At 71.8% G+C, this 14,579-nt stretch carries 13 protein-coding genes and 1 pseudogene; 11 read left to right on the forward strand and 3 right to left on the reverse strand.

Going from position 1 to position 14,579, the window contains the following annotated elements; translation table 11 throughout:
* Positions 1-376 precede the first annotated feature (376 nt).
* Together AB0O07_RS00490 and AB0O07_RS00495 are read left to right on the forward strand one after the other, a co-directional pair.
* Complete coding sequence (locus tag AB0O07_RS00490) at positions 377-673, forward strand: DUF4193 domain-containing protein (protein ID WP_030350183.1); 297 nt, start codon at positions 377-379, stop codon at positions 671-673.
* Between the two features lie 13 nt (positions 674-686).
* The gene (locus AB0O07_RS00495; RefSeq protein ID WP_365624563.1) at positions 687-1,610 is read left to right on the forward strand and encodes a hypothetical protein; all 924 of its coding nucleotides are present in this window, start codon (positions 687-689) and stop codon (positions 1,608-1,610) included.
* A gap of 78 nt (positions 1,611-1,688) precedes the next feature.
* Here AB0O07_RS00495 and AB0O07_RS00500 read toward each other — a convergent pair whose 3' ends face one another.
* Positions 1,689-2,147, reverse strand: a complete 459-nt coding sequence (locus tag AB0O07_RS00500; protein ID WP_365624566.1) for a DUF3093 domain-containing protein — start codon at positions 2,145-2,147, stop codon at positions 1,689-1,691.
* A 59-nt stretch (positions 2,148-2,206) separates the two neighbouring features.
* Here AB0O07_RS00500 and dut point away from each other — a divergent pair, with 59 nt between their 5' ends.
* From dut to AB0O07_RS00530, 6 genes are all read left to right on the forward strand, one after another.
* Positions 2,207-2,728 carry a dUTP diphosphatase gene (dut, locus tag AB0O07_RS00505; RefSeq protein ID WP_365624569.1) on the forward strand — a complete coding sequence of 174 codons (522 nt, stop codon included), beginning with the start codon at positions 2,207-2,209 and terminating at the stop codon, positions 2,726-2,728.
* Position 2,729: 1 nt separating this feature from the next.
* On the forward strand, positions 2,730-3,509 hold the full coding sequence (locus AB0O07_RS00510) for a DUF3710 domain-containing protein (RefSeq protein ID WP_365624572.1): 780 nt from the start codon (positions 2,730-2,732) through the stop codon (positions 3,507-3,509).
* A 274-nt stretch (positions 3,510-3,783) separates the two neighbouring features.
* The gene (locus AB0O07_RS00515) at positions 3,784-6,327 is read left to right on the forward strand and encodes a sensor histidine kinase KdpD (protein ID WP_365624575.1); all 2,544 of its coding nucleotides are present in this window, start codon (positions 3,784-3,786) and stop codon (positions 6,325-6,327) included.
* Between the two features lie 25 nt (positions 6,328-6,352).
* Positions 6,353-7,042 carry a response regulator gene (locus AB0O07_RS00520; RefSeq protein ID WP_365624578.1) on the forward strand — a complete coding sequence of 230 codons (690 nt, stop codon included), beginning with the start codon at positions 6,353-6,355 and terminating at the stop codon, positions 7,040-7,042.
* 145 nt (positions 7,043-7,187) lie between these two features.
* Positions 7,188-7,538, forward strand: coding sequence for an OB-fold nucleic acid binding domain-containing protein (locus AB0O07_RS00525; RefSeq protein WP_365627825.1), 351 nt, complete (start codon positions 7,188-7,190; stop codon positions 7,536-7,538).
* 84 nt (positions 7,539-7,622) lie between these two features.
* Positions 7,623-8,351, forward strand: a complete 729-nt coding sequence (locus AB0O07_RS00530; protein WP_365627828.1) for a DUF3159 domain-containing protein — start codon at positions 7,623-7,625, stop codon at positions 8,349-8,351.
* 189 nt (positions 8,352-8,540) lie between these two features.
* Here AB0O07_RS00530 and AB0O07_RS00535 read toward each other — a convergent pair whose 3' ends face one another.
* Both AB0O07_RS00535 and AB0O07_RS00540 read right to left on the reverse strand, forming a co-directional pair.
* Positions 8,541-9,212, reverse strand: coding sequence for a TrkA family potassium uptake protein (locus tag AB0O07_RS00535; protein ID WP_365624581.1), 672 nt, complete (start codon positions 9,210-9,212; stop codon positions 8,541-8,543).
* Positions 9,212-9,880 carry a TrkA family potassium uptake protein gene (locus AB0O07_RS00540; RefSeq protein WP_365624584.1) on the reverse strand — a complete coding sequence of 223 codons (669 nt, stop codon included), beginning with the start codon at positions 9,878-9,880 and terminating at the stop codon, positions 9,212-9,214. Before AB0O07_RS00540 ends, AB0O07_RS00535 begins: the two co-directional genes overlap by 1 nt.
* 334 nt (positions 9,881-10,214) lie before the next feature.
* Between AB0O07_RS00540 and AB0O07_RS00545 the strand changes: the two genes are divergently transcribed.
* The 3 genes and pseudogenes from AB0O07_RS00545 to AB0O07_RS00555 all read left to right on the forward strand — a co-directional run.
* Positions 10,215-12,353, forward strand: coding sequence for an APC family permease (locus tag AB0O07_RS00545; RefSeq protein ID WP_365624587.1), 2,139 nt, complete (start codon positions 10,215-10,217; stop codon positions 12,351-12,353).
* 147 nt (positions 12,354-12,500) lie between these two features.
* Positions 12,501-13,859, forward strand: coding sequence for a TRAM domain-containing protein (locus tag AB0O07_RS00550; RefSeq protein WP_365624590.1), 1,359 nt, complete (start codon positions 12,501-12,503; stop codon positions 13,857-13,859).
* 452 nt (positions 13,860-14,311) lie between these two features.
* A pseudogene (locus tag AB0O07_RS00555) lies at positions 14,312-14,405 on the forward strand (IS5/IS1182 family transposase); the annotation flags it as partial.
* Positions 14,406-14,579 lie beyond the last annotated feature (174 nt).

Genomic DNA, 14,579 nt, shown 5'->3' on the forward strand with positions numbered 1-14,579 from the left:
AACTTTGTTCGCTTTGCGCGGAATTCCCCGCCCCCGATTTCGGCCGGTCCTTGTGTGATCGATCACAGGGGCGAATTCCCGCCTATCGACTCTGTGTGATCAAGCCTTCATCGGAAAGCCGGTAAAGTCCGGGTTTCCGGGGGCCGGAATCACGGGAAGTACACGGGGTGGCGCCCGTGCGGCAGGAATCAGGGACCGTGTACGGTCCCCTTCGCCACCCGAAGCCGATCACTCCTCAGGAGTCCGGTTGGGTGTCGATTGAGTAACAGACCTTGATGTGAGGCAAAATCTCCGCCTCAGGTCGGGCACAAGTCCGGCCTCTCACGCGTTACGTGCGCTGAGACACCACAGAGACCCAGAGGGGGAGAGCGACGACATGGCAACGGATTACGACACCCCACGCAAGACCGATGACGACGTCGACCAGGACAGCCTTGAGGAACTGAAGGCCCGGCGGAACGACAAGTCCACCTCGGCCGTCGACGTCGACGAGTTCGAGCAGGCCGAGGGCCTGGAACTGCCCGGAGCGGACCTCTCCAACGAGGAGCTGTCCGTCCGGGTCCTGCCCCGGCAGGCCGACGAGTTCACGTGCATGAGCTGCTTCCTCGTGCACCACCGCTCCCAGCTCGCCCGGGAGAAGAACGGTCAGCCCATCTGCCGCGACTGCGACTGAGGTCAGAGCGGCCGTGGCAGGCGACGCACCGTTCCGGAAACGGCGCTTCCGGCGAAACAGGCCGGAGGCACCGGAGACGTACCGGGGCGGGCCAGGACCGGCGGAGGGCGACCCGTCCGCCGCCGAGCACCCCGCCCCGCTGCCCCAGCACGCCGCGCACGAGCACGACGAGCGAGGCCCGACGGCCTCGCTCGAAGCCGTCGGGAACGACCACGCGCGCCCCGTGACCGGGGGCCGGCGCCTGGGCGGCCTCCGGCGAGGTGTGCGCAAGGGGAGCGACGGTGCCAAGGCCGCTCTGTCCTATGTAGCGGACAGGATCATCGACATCGCGCCGCGGATCCCGGTACGGGACCTCGCGACGCTCCGGGCGCAGTTCCCCGGGCTCGGCCCCGAGGAGCTCGCCGACAAGCTGGTCGCGGGCGCCGCGAACAGCAGCTCCACCGTCGGGGCGGGCGTCGGCGCCGCCGCGATGATGCCCGTACCACCGGCCATGCCGGCCGAACTGGCCGCCGAGATCACCGCCGTCGCCGCGATCGAGCTGAAGCTCATCGCCGAGCTGCACGAGGTCTACGGACAGCGCCCGCCCGGCTCGCTGCGTGCCCGCAGCACCGCCTATCTCACCTCCTGGACCCAGGAGCGGGGCGTCGACATCACCAAGCCCTCGACCTACAACGGCGCGCTCAACGGCCCCATGAAGCGCGAGCTGCGCCACCAGATCACCAAGCGCATGGTGCGCACCCTGCCGAACCTGGTCCCCTTCATGGTCGGCGCCGCCGTCGGGGCCCTGATGAACCGGCGCGACACCAAGAAGGTCGCCGAACACGTCAGGAACGACCTGCGCCGCCGCCAGGTCCCCTGGGACGCGCTGCCCGCCCTGCCGCCCCTGGAGGGCCCGGACGAGCCGCCCCCCGGGTTCCCGAGGGAACTGGGCCGCTAGCCCGCCGCTAGCCCGCCACAGGGCCCGTACCGTCCGTACGGGCCGTACCGGACGCGCGGGCCGTACCGGCGGACGTCATCACTTCGTACGAGCCGCGTCCAGCGCCGCGGCCAGCGCCCGGGGGGCCCTGGTCGACAGATAGACGTACGGCGTCGGGTCGGCCGGGTCCGTGACCTCCACCCGCAGCGCCGTCGGCACATAGCTGCGCAGCAGCATGAACGCCCGGGGGTCCGCCTTCTCCAGCCGCCAGGCCCGCGCCTGCGCCGGATCCAGCACCTCCGCCGCGCCCAGCGCCGCCACCGGGATCCGCGCGTCCCCCGCGACCAGCGAGTCCGCCACCACCCGGATCCGCGCGGAGCCGTACGCGCTCACCCCGGCCGCCGCCAGCGCGCCCGCGACGATCACCCCGCCGAGCATCGGCAGCGCGCCCAGCGGCAGCGTCATCAGGCCGCCCGAGAGGGCGACCAGGGCGGCGATACCCCACCAGGTGGGGGGTGCGGTCAGGCGTTCTTCGTAGCGCGCGGCGGAAGGCTCCATGGAAACCAAGCTTGGCACGGTGCGTCCACCGGGCCACCGCGCGGGTAAGGTCTGCGCCTGTGAACAACGCGCCATCACCCGTCGACGTACTGATCCGCCGAGTGGACCCCGAGGTGCCGCTCCCTTCGTACGCGCACCCCGGTGACGCGGGCGCGGACCTGGTGACCACCGAGGCCGCCGTTCTCGCCCCCGGCGAGCGCGCCGTCCTGCCCACCGGCGTCGCCATCGCGCTGCCCGACGGCTACGCGGCCTTCGTGCACCCGCGCTCCGGGCTCGCCGCCCGCTGCGGGGTGGCGCTGGTGAATGCCCCCGGGACGGTTGATGCCGGGTACCGTGGGGAGATCAAGGTGATCGTGGTCAACCTGGACCCGCGCGAGAGCGTGCGGTTCGCGAGGTTCGACCGGATTGCCCAGCTCGTCGTCCAGCAGGTCGAGAAGGTGCGCTTCCACGAGGTGGCGGAGCTTCCCGGTTCCGCGCGGGCCGAGGGGGGCTTCGGGTCCACCGGCGGTCATGCCGCCGTGGGCGGTGTACAGGGTGGGAATCGATACGCTTCGGTCGTATCCGACCGGGAAGGACAGTGACGTGTTCGGACGTCGCAAGAAGAGTGGTTCCGCCGAGGCGGAGGCAGCGGGCGAGACCGAGCAGTTCGACGACGCGGCCGGTGAGAGCGGTACGGACGCCACCGACGGCGAGCCGGCGCCCCGCCGGGTGAACCTTCCGCCCGCGCCCCGGCCCGACGGGCCCTGGGACAGCTCCGAGGTCTCCCGGCCCGAGGAGGGCCGGGTCGGCCTCGGGGGCGTCTACGTCCCCGCCGTCGAGGGCATGGAGCTGCGCGTGGAGGTCGCCGGTGACGCGATCGTCGCCGCCACCGTCGTCGTACGCGACAGCGCCGTACAGCTCCAGGCCTTCGCCGCGCCCAAGAAGGAGGGCATCTGGGGCGAGGTCCGCGAGGAGATCGCCACCGGCATCACCCAGCAGGGCGGCATCATCGACGAGGTCGAGGGCCCGCTCGGCTGGGAGCTGCGGGCGCAGGTCCCGGTCCAGCTCCCGGACGGCACCGGAGGCGTCCAGCTCGTGCGCTTCATCGGCGTCGACGGCCCGCGCTGGTTCCTGCGCGGGGTGATCTCCGGGCAGGGCGCGGTGCAGCCGGAGACCGCCGGGCTGCTGGAGCAGATCTTCCGGGACACCGTGGTGGTCCGCGGCGAGGGGCCGATGGCCCCGCGCGACCCGATCGTCCTCAAGCTCCCGGACGACGCGCAGATGGTCGCCGAGGGCGTCCAGCAGGAGGAGCAGGAGAGCTCCCGCTTCTCCGGCGGCATGGGCCAGCTCCAGCGCGGTCCCGAGATCACCGAGGTGCGCTGACCGCGTCCCCGTACGCGGTACGAGGTGGGCCGTTCCCCGCAGGGGGTGCGGCCCGCTCGCGTATCACCGCCTCCGTGGGCACCAATGCCTCCGTGGGCACGTATGCCCCCGTACGCGCGCGTGCCTCCGTACGTACGTACCGGACCCCGCACGTCAGAATCGTGTCAATACCGGCGCCCCGGCCCCCGCGCGAGGGCCGTACACCTGGTCACCGGCGGTAGTTTCGCAGCAGAGCCGGCCGGGCGGGCCGGCTCTCCTGGAAGACAATGGGGCCATGGGACGCGGCAAGCTACGGATCTACCTGGGGGCGGCACCAGGCGTCGGCAAGACGTACGCGATGCTCTCCGAGGCGCACCGCCGGGTGGAGCGGGGCACCGACTGCGTCGTCGCCTTCGTGGAGCACCACGACCGGCCGCGCACCGAGGTCATGCTGCACGGCCTGGAGGCGGTCGAGCGGCGCTCCCTGGAGTACCGGGGGAGCCTCTTCACCGAGATGGACGTGGACGCCGTACTGGAGCGCCGGCCCGCCGTCGCGCTCGTGGACGAACTGGCCCACACCAATGTGCCCGGCTCCCGCAACGCCAAGCGCTGGCAGGACGTCGAGGAGCTGCTCAAGGCGGGCATCGAGGTCATCTCCACCGTCAACATCCAGCACCTGGAGTCCCTCGGCGACGTGGTCGAGTCGATAACCGGGGTACGCCAGCGCGAGACCGTCCCCGACGAGATCGTCCGCCGCGCCGACCAGATCGAACTGGTCGACATGTCGCCCCAGGCGCTCCGCCGCCGGATGGCCCACGGCAACGTCTACCAGCCCGACAAGGTCGACGCCGCGCTCTCGCACTACTTCCGCCCCGGCAACCTCACCGCGCTCCGTGAACTCGCGCTGCTCTGGGTCGCGGACCGGGTGGACGAATACCTCCAGCAGTACCGGGGCGAGCACAACATCCGGACCACCTGGCAGGCGCGGGAACGCATCGTCGTCGGCCTCACCGGGGGCCCCGAGGGCCGTACGCTCATCCGCCGCGCCGCCCGGATGGCCGCCAAGGGGTCCGGCAGCGAGATCCTCGCCGTCTACATAGCCCGCAGCGACGGCCTCACCGCCGCCTCGCCCAAGGAACTCGCCGTCCAGCGGAAGCTGGTGGAGGACCTGGGCGGCACCTTCCACCATGTGATCGGCGACGACATCCCCTCCGCGCTGCTGGAGTTCGCGCGCGGCGTCAACGCCACACAGATCGTGCTGGGCTCCAGCCGCCGCAAGACCTGGCAGTACGTCTTCGGCCCGGGCGTGGGCGCCACCGTGGCCCGGGAGTCGGGCCCCGACCTCGATGTGCACATCGTCACCCACGAGGAGGCCGCCAAGGGGCGCGGGCTGCCCGTCGCGCGCGGCGCCAGGCTGGGGCGCTCCCGGATCATCTGGGGGTGGCTCGCCGGGGTCGTGGCACCGGTCCTGCTCGCTGTGGTGCTCACCGCGCTCGACAACACCCTCGGGCTCGCCAACGACGTCCTGCTCTTCCTCTTCCTGACCGTGCTCGCCGCCCTGCTCGGCGGGTTGCGCCCGGCGCTCGCCTCGGCCGCCGTCGGGTCGATGCTGCTGAACTTCTACTTCACCCCGCCCACCCACAACCTCACCGTCGCGGACCCCAGGAACCTCGTCGCCATCGTGATCTTCTTCGCGGTGGCCGTGGCGGTGGCCTCCGTGGTGGACCTGGCGGCCCGCCGTACCCATACCGCCTCCCGGCTCCGCGCCGAGTCCGAGATCCTCTCCTTCCTCGCGGGGAGCGTGCTGCGCGGCGAGACGGCCCTGGACGCGCTGCTGGAGCGGGTCAGGGAGACCTTCGGGATGGAGTCGGTGGCGCTGCTGGAGCGGGCCGGCGACGTCGACCCGTGGACCTGCGCGGGGAGCGTGGGGCCGCAGCCCGTCGACCGCCCCGAGGCCGCCGATGTCGACATGCCGGTCGGCGACCACATGGCGCTGGCGCTCTCCGGGCGGGTGCTGCCCGCCGAGGACCGCCGGGTGCTCGCCGCGTTCGCCGCGCAGGCCGCCGTCGTCCTGGACCGCCAGCGCCTCGTCGGGGAGGCCGAGCGGGCCCGCGCGCTCGCCGAGGGCAACCGGATCCGTACCGCCCTGCTCGCCGCCGTCAGCCACGACCTGCGCACCCCGCTCGCCGGGATCAAGGCCGCGGTCACCTCGCTCCGCTCCGACGACGTCGAGTGGTCCGAGGAGGACCGGGCGGAGCTGCTGGAAGGCATCGAGCACGGCGCGGACCGCCTCGACCATCTGGTCGGCAACCTCCTCGACATGTCCCGGCTCCAGACCGGCACCGTCACCCCGCTGATGCGCGAGATCGACCTCGACGAGGTGGTCCCGATGGCGCTCGGCGGCGTCCCCGAGAACAGCGTCGACCTGGACATCCCCGAGTCGCTGCCCATGGTCGCCGTCGACCCCGGGCTGCTGGAGCGCGCGGTCGCCAACATCGTCGAGAACGCCGTCAAGTACAGCCCCGAGGGGCAGCGCGTCACCGTCGCCGCCAGCGCGCTCGGCGCCCGGGTCGAGCTCCGTGTGGTCGACCGGGGCCCCGGCGTCCCCGAGGACGCCAAGGAACGTATCTTCGAGCCCTTCCAGCGCCACGGCGACGCCCCGCGCGGGGCCGGGGTCGGACTCGGGCTCGCCGTCGCGCGCGGCTTCGTGGACGCCATGGGCGGCACCCTCGCCGCCGAGGACACCCCGGGCGGCGGACTGACGATGGTGCTCACCCTCTCCGCGGCGGCAGGACCGCTGCCGGCGCTCCCAGAAACCCCCGCCCGGGTCGGCTCATGACCGGGGCGGCAGAAAGGCGGACCTCATGACCCGGGTGCTCGTGGTCGACGACGAGCCACAGATCGTACGGGCCCTCGTGATCAATCTCAGGGCGCGCAAGTACGAGGTGGACGCGGCCTCCGACGGGGCGACCGCGCTGGAGCTGGCGGCGGCCCGCCATCCCGATGTGGTCGTGCTCGACCTCGGCCTGCCCGACATGGACGGCGTCGAGGTGATCAAGGGGCTGCGCGGCTGGACCCGGGTCCCGGTCCTGGTGCTCTCCGCGCGCCACACCTCCGACGAGAAGGTCGAGGCGCTCGACGCGGGCGCCGACGACTACGTCACCAAGCCGTTCGGGATGGACGAGCTGCTGGCCCGGCTGCGCGCCGCCGTACGCCGCGCCGAACCGCTCGGAGGGGACGCCGACGACAGCGTCGCCATGGTCGAGACGGCCGGGTTCACCGTCGACCTGGCGGCGAAGAAGGTGCACCGCGAGGGCCGCGACGTACGGCTCACCCCGACCGAATGGCACCTGCTGGAGGTGCTGGTACGGAACACGGGGCGGCTGGTCAGCCAGAAACAGCTCCTCCAGGAGGTCTGGGGGCCCTCCTACGGCACCGAGACCAACTACCTGCGGGTCTACATGGCCCAGCTCCGGCGGAAGCTGGAGACGGACCCCTCGCACCCCCGGCACTTCGTCACGGAGCCGGGCATGGGATACCGCTTCGAACGCTGATCCGGGGCGGGCCGGGGCGCGGTGCGCACCGGGGTGCGGCTTCCGTACGGGTGATCCTCTCGTGCCCGTACGGCCGCGCGCGGCCCTCGTACCCCGGTACGCTTCAGACATGAGTGCTGAGAAGCCGACCGGCCGCTTCCGCCGGATGCTCGACCGGCTCTCCAGCTCCCAGGAGGACCTGGAGTCCGAGGAGCTGCGGGAGGACGCCCAGGCGTCCGGATGCACCCGGATCTCCGAGTGCGACGACCGTCAGATCGTCCGCGTGACTGGTACGTTGCGCACGGTCACCCTGCGTCCGCGGGCCGGTGTGCCCGCGCTGGAGGCGGAGCTGTTCGACGGCACCGCGCCGCTGGACGTGGTGTGGCTGGGCCGGCGCTCCATCGTGGGCATAGAGCCGGGCCGCAAGCTGATCGCCTCCGGCCGGATCTCCCTGAGCCACGGTCGGCGCGTGCTCTTCAACCCCACATACGAACTCCGACCGCTCGGACAGGAGTAGCCGGTGACGTCACCCGACAACCCCGCCGCCTCGACCGTTTCCCCCACACCGTCAGGACCGGAGTCCACCGGACCGGACGGTGACGTGAAAACCGTCACGGAGGCGGCGCTCTTCGAGGCGTTCGGCGGCGTGCGCGGCATGGTGGAGACGGTCCTCCCGGGACTGCTCTTCGTCACGATCTACACCATCAACAAGGACCTGCACACCTCGGCGCTGGCGGCGCTCGCCGTCTCGCTGGTGCTGGTGGTGGTCCGGCTGGTCCGCCGCGACACCGTCAAGCACGCCTTCAGCGGGGTCTTCGGGGTCGCCTTCGGTGTCGTCTTCGCGATGATGACCGGCAACGCCAAGGACTTCTACCTCCCCGGCATGGTCTACACGCTGGGGCTGGCGCTGGCGTACATCGTCACCACGCTGGCGGGGGTGCCGCTGATCGGCCTGATCCTGGGCCCGGTCTTCAAGGAGAACCTCTCCTGGCGCACCCGCAACCCCGGCCGCAAGAAGGCGTACGCCAAGGCCAGTTGGGCCTGGGGGCTGATCCTGCTCGCCAAGTGCGCGATCCTCTTCCCGCTCTACTGGTGGGCGGACACCACACAGCTCGGCTGGGTGCTGATCTCGCTGAAGATCCCGCCGTTCCTGCTGGCCGTCTATCTGACCTGGGTCTTCCTGGCGAAGGCGCCGCCGCCCATCGACGTCTTCGCGGAGATGGAGGAGCGGGAGCGGGCCGAGGAGGAGCGCGAGGCCGCCCGCGCCGCCGAGGCCGCCGCCGAGGGGCGCACCGTGGAGCGCGGGGGCCCGGCCAGGCACCGGAGATAGCGCCAGGGGCGCCTGACGCCCCGTACGTGACGTCCGTGGAGCCGCGCCCGGGGCCCGTACGTCACGTAGCGACCGCAGGAGCCGCGCCCGGCGCCGTACCACCCCGCGGGGGTACGGCGCCGGGCGCGGCTCCCGCGCATGAGGGGGCCGGCCGGTGCCGGGACTTCGAAGGGACTTCGAAGACAGGACCTAGGTGTCCTCGCGCCGTACCGACAGCAGGTCCTCCAACTGCGCCTCGCGGGACTGTGCCGCCACGAAGAGCAGCTCGTCGCCCGCCTCCAGGGTCTCCTCCGGATGGGGCGTCAGGACCCGCGTCCCCCGGATGATCGTCACCAGCGAGGTGTCCTCCGGCCAGCTCACCGAGGAGACCTGAGTCCCGGTCACCGCGGACTCCGGCGGCAGCGTCAGCTCCACCAGGTTGGCGTCGCCGTGGCTGAAGCGGAGCAGCCGTACCAGATCCCCGACGCTCACCGCCTCCTCCACCAGGGCCGACATCAGCCGGGGCGTCGAGACGGCGACGTCCACGCCCCAGGACTCGTTGAACAGCCACTCGTTCTTGGGGTTGTTGACCCGGGCGACGACCCGGGGCACCCCGTACTCCGTCTTGGCGAGCAGCGAGACGACCAGATTGACCTTGTCGTCGCCGGTCGCCGCGATCACCACATGGCAGCGCTGGAGCGCCGCCTCGTCCAGCGAGGTGATCTCGCAGGCGTCCGCGAGCAGCCACTCGGCGAGCGGCACGCGCTCCACCGAGATGGCGGTCGGCGCCTTGTCGACGAGCAGCACCTCGTGCCCGTTCTCCAGCAGTTCGGAGGCGATGGAGCGGCCCACCGCACCGGCCCCCGCGATCGCGACGCGCATCAGTTCCCGCCTCCGTCCGGGCCCTCGGCGAAGGCCGCCTCGACCTTCCCTATGTCGTCCGTCCGCATCATCACGTGGACGAGATCGCCCTCCTGGAGCACCGTCTGCGAGGTCGGCAGCATCGCTTCGCCCAGCCGGGTGAGGAACGCCACGCGGACGCCCGTCTCCTCCTGGAGCCTGCTGATCTTGTGGCCGATCCAGCTCGCCGACGTATGGACCTCGGCGAGCTGCACGCCGCCGCTCGGATCGCGCCAGAGCGGCTCGGCGCCGGACGGCAGCAGACGGCGCATCATCTGGTCGGCGGTCCACCGGACGGTGGCCACGGTCGGGATCCCGAGCCGCTGGTAGACCTCGGCGCGCCGGGGGTCGTAGATACGGGCCGCGACGTTCTCGATGCCGAACATCTCGCGGGCCACCCGGGCCGCGATGATGTTGGAGTTGTCACCGCTGCTGACCGCCGCGAACGCCCCCGCGTCCTCGATGCCCGCCTCGCGCAGGGTGTCCTGGTCGAAGCCGACCCCGCTGACCCGGCGGCCCCCGAAGCCGGAGCCGAGCCGGCGGAACGCGGTGGGGTCCTGGTCGATGACGGCGACGGTGTGCCCCTGCCGCTCCAGGTCTTGCGCGAGGGCGGCGCCCACCCGGCCGCAGCCCATGATGACGATATGCACGGCCTTACACCACACTCCCCGCGGCCCCACCGGACCGCGCACCGCTACTGCTCATGACTCTCTCTCGGCCTCTCGGCTCGCCGGGCAACAGGGGCGGCCGGTACCGCACGGGCCGCCTGGCAACATCATGCCGGGGGATCCCGGCGCGGTCCCCTCCGGGGACCCGAGTGGCACCCGTGGCGGCCGGGGGCCACCGTACGCCGCACGGTCACATCTCCCCCGTACGCCCCCCTTACGTCCCCTGTACGACCGTCGTACCTCCCGTACGACCGGCTGACGGCAATGGGGGGTGGTGCCCGCACACGTCACTGTTCGAACGCATACGATCCCTTCCGTGTCCAAACTGACCGACGTGCCCAAACGGATCCTGATCGGACGGGCGCTGCGCAGCGACAGGCTCGGGGAGACCCTCCTCCCCAAGCGGATCGCCCTCCCCGTCTTCGCCTCCGACCCGCTCTCCTCGGTGGCGTACGCGCCGGGCGAGGTCCTGCTCGTCCTCTCCATCGCGGGCGTGTCGGCGTACCACTTCAGCCCATGGATCGCGCTGGCCGTCGTCGTCCTGATGTTCACCGTCGTGGCCTCGTACCGGCAGAACGTGCACGCGTACCCCAGCGGCGGCGGCGACTACGAGGTCGCCACCACCAACCTCGGCCCCAAGGCCGGCCTCACCGTCGCCAGCGCGCTCCTCGTCGACTATGTGCTGACCGTCGCCGTGTCGATCTCCTCCGGCATCGAGAACCTCGGCTCCGCCGTCCCCTTCGTGGTCGAGCACAAGGTGCTCTGCGCCATCGGCGTCATCGTGCTGCTCACCCTGATGAACCTGCGCGGCGTCCGCGAGTCCGGGAAGCTCTTCGCGATCCCCACCTACGTCTTCGTCGGCGGCGTCTTCCTGATGATCGTCTGGGGCGCCTTCCGGGGGCTGGTCCTCGGCGAGACGATGAACTCGCCCACCGCCGGCTACCAGATCAAACCCGAGCACCCGGGGCTGGCCGGCTTCGCCCTGGTCTTCCTGCTGCTGCGGGCCTTCTCCTCCGGCTGCGCCGCGCTCACCGGTGTCGAGGCGATCAGCAACGGCGTCCCCGCCTTCCGCAGGCCGAAGAGCAGGAACGCGGCCACCACGCTCGCCCTGATGGGGCTGCTCGCCGTCACCATGTTCTGCGGCATCATCGGACTCGCCATGGCCACCGGCGTGAAGATGGCCGAGAACCCGGCCACCGACCTCTTCCGGCACGGCGTCCCGGTCGGCTCCGGCTATGTGCAGAACCCGGTGATCTCCCAGGTCGCCGCCGCAGTCTTCGGCAGCGGCACGTTCTTCTTCGTCCTCCTCGCCGCCGCCACCGCGCTCGTCCTCTTCCTGGCCGCGAACACCGCGTACAACGGCTTCCCGCTGCTCGGCTCGATCCTCGCGCAGGACCGCTATCTGCCCCGCCAGCTCCACACGCGGGGCGACCGGCTCGCCTTCTCCAACGGCATCGTGCTGCTGGCCGGGGCCGCCGCGCTGCTCGTCGGGGTGTACGGGGCGGACTCGACGCGGCTGATCCAGCTCTACATCGTCGGGGTCTTCGTCTCGTTCACGCTCAGCCAGACGGGGATGGTCCGGCACTGGAACCGCCATCTGCGCACCGAGCGGAACACCGCCAAGCGCCGCCACATGATGCGCTCCCGGGCGATCAACGCCTTCGGGGCCTTCTTCACCGGGCTGGTGCTGATCGTCGTCCTCGCCACCAAGTTCACCCACGGCGCCTGGGTCGCCCTGCTCGGCATGGTGATCTTCTACGGCACGATGACCGCGATCCGGCGCCACTACGACCGGGTCGCCGAGGAGATCTCCGCGCCCGAGGAGGCGACGGCCACCGAGACCGTACGGCCCTCGCGGGTCCAATCCATCGTGCTCGTCTCCAAACTCCACAAGCCCACGCTGCGCGCCCTCGGCTACGCCCGGCTGATGCGCTCGGACACCCTGGAGGCGCTCTCCATCAACGTCGACCCGGCGGAGACCAAGGCGCTGAAGGACGAGTGGGAGCGGCGCGGCATCAACGTACCGCTGAAGATCCTCGACTCCCCGTACCGCGAGATCACCCGCCCGGTGGTGGAGTACGTACGCGGGCTGCGCGGCGCCAACCCGCGCGATGTGATCAGCGTCTACATCCCGGAGTACGTCGTGGGCCGCTGGTACGAGCACCTGCTCCACAACCAGAGCGCCCTGCGCCTCAAGGGCCGGCTGCTCTTCACCCCCGGGGTGATGGTCACCTCGGTGCCGTACCAGCTCGAATCCTCGGAGCTGGCGAAGCAGCGGGCGAAGCGGCGCGGGGTCTACAACGCTCCGGGCGCGGTCCGGCGCGGCCCGGTGAACGAACGGGGCGGCCCGGCGAACGAGCGCGGCGGCCCGGCGAACGGACGGGGCGGCCCGGCGAACGGACGGGGCGGGCGGCGGCCGGACGGGGCGGACGGCGGCGCCCCCGGCGGCACGTAAACTAGAGGGCTGCACCTGGAGGGCCGCGCGGAGGGGCCAGGGCACGCGAAGGCCGTCCACGCCTCCGTGCGCCTCCTTGCGCGCCCTCTCAGCCCCCTCCGCACCCACCCTCCTCCGCCCGCCCTGACCTCCTGGAGCCACCCCGTCATGACCACAGAACCGCAGGCTTCGGAACCGCAGGCTTCGGAACCGCAGGCCTCGCTGATCGGGGAGGAGTACGAGGTCGAGGTGGGCCCCGTCGCCCACGGCGGCCACTGCATCGCCCGTACCGGCGAGGGCCGGGTCCTGTTCGTACGCCATGCCCTGCCCGGCGAGCGGGTCCGCGCCCGGGTGACGGAGGGCGGAGCCGGGTCGCGCTATCTCCGCGCCGACGCGGTGGAGATCCTGGACGCGTCCAAGGACCGGGTGGCGGCCCCCTGCCCGTACGCGGGACCCGGCCGGTGCGGCGGCTGCGACTGGCAGCATGCCAAGCCGGGCGCGCAGCGCCGCTTCAAGGGCGAGGTCATCGCGGAGCAGCTCCAGCGGCTGGCCGGGCTCACCCCGGAGCAGGCCGGCTGGGACGGTACGGTCATGCCCGCCCCCGGCGACAAGCTCCCGGCGGGCGAGGTCCCGGCGTGGCGCTCACGGGTGCAGTACGCGGTCGACGAGAAGGGCCGCGCGGGCCTGCGCAAGCACCGTTCCCACGACGTGGAGCCGGTCGACCGCTGCCTGATCGCCACGGAGGGCGTCAGCGAACTGGGCGTCGAGCGGCGCGACTGGCCGCAGATCGCCACGGTGGAGGCCATCGCCGCCTCGGGATCCGGCGACCGCCAGGTCGTCCTCACCCCGCGCGAGGGCGGCCGGCTCCCGCTCGTGGAACTCGACAAGCCCGTCTCCGTCCTCCGGGTGGACGAGCACGACGGCGGCGTCCACCGCGTGCACGGCCGCGCCTTCGTCCGCGAGCGCGCCGACGGCCGTACGTACCGCGTCGGCATGGGCGGCTTCTGGCAGGTCCACCCGCAGGCCCCGCAACTCCTGGTGGAGGCCGTGATGCAGGGCCTGATGCCCAGGAAGGGCGAGACGGCCCTCGACCTGTACTGCGGGGTCGGCCTCTTCGCCGGGGCGATCGCGGAACGGGTGGGGGAGACCGGCGCGGTCCTCGGCATCGAATCGGGCAAACGCGCGGTCGAGGACGCCCGCCACAACCTCAAGGACCTTCCCCGGGTCCGTATCGAACAGGGCAAGGTCGACCAGGTCCTCCCCCGCACCCGCATCACCGAGACCGACCTGATCGTCCTCGACCCGCCCCGAGCAGGCGCCGGCAGACAAACGGTCACCCACCTCACCACCCTGGGCGCCCGCCGCATCGCCTACGTGGCCTGCGACCCGGCGGCCCTCGCCCGCGACCTGGCCTACTTCCACGAGGGCGGCTACCGGCCGCGGACACTGCGGGCGTTCGACCTGTTCCCGATGACGCACCACGTGGAGTGCGTGGCGATCCTGGAACCGGCCGCGAAGGGCGCCTGACCTGCGGTTTCGTGCGTGCGCCTCATATGTGGTGTGGGCGTTGCGGGCGATATCTCGACGCCGAAATGACGCTCGTGACCCTCATGTGACGCTCGTTCTGATGGGGCGTCAGGCACTTTTTCGGGCAGGTCAAACCTTGTCAGGGTGCCGAGCACGGCTGGGGCGACGAGGGCAGGAGACGGGGGATGCCCCTGCCGCTCGGTCGCCGGCTTGCGTTCGCCGGCCCCGAACTCGGCGATCCGGGCTTCCAACTGCCGGATCCGCTCGTCCGGATCACGGGCCGACGCCGCCTGGCCATCCCGGGCCGGAGCCTTCCGCCCCGCGGGCGGGGCGGCCGGACCGACACCGCGGCGTTGACGGTCCCGCAGCACCCAGGCCCGCAGGGTGGCCCGGTTGATGCCCAGGTCGGCGGCGATTATCAGCGTGTCCACCCCCCTCATGGGGAGGCCCCCCTCGCCGAGTGCGACCGGGTCGGCGACGGCCGGGCCGACTACTCGCACAAGCACCGCCGCCACGGCGTGAACATGCAGGTCCGTGACCGACCCGGCCGCGCGCGCGAGATTTCTACTTGGCGGGCGAGCGCAGTACTTGGCGGATCTTGCTTCCGTAACGTTGTGTTGAGATTTAGCGCTCTCGTCGGCCCATGAGCGTTGCAGCTAGCCGGTGCCTACCCAGCTCGGGCGCACACCGTCCCGGCTCTTGAGGTTCCTGAGCTGGGCG

This window comes from Streptomyces sp. NPDC093085 (assembly GCF_040683935.1).
Lineage (GTDB): Bacteria > Actinomycetota > Actinomycetes > Streptomycetales > Streptomycetaceae > Streptomyces.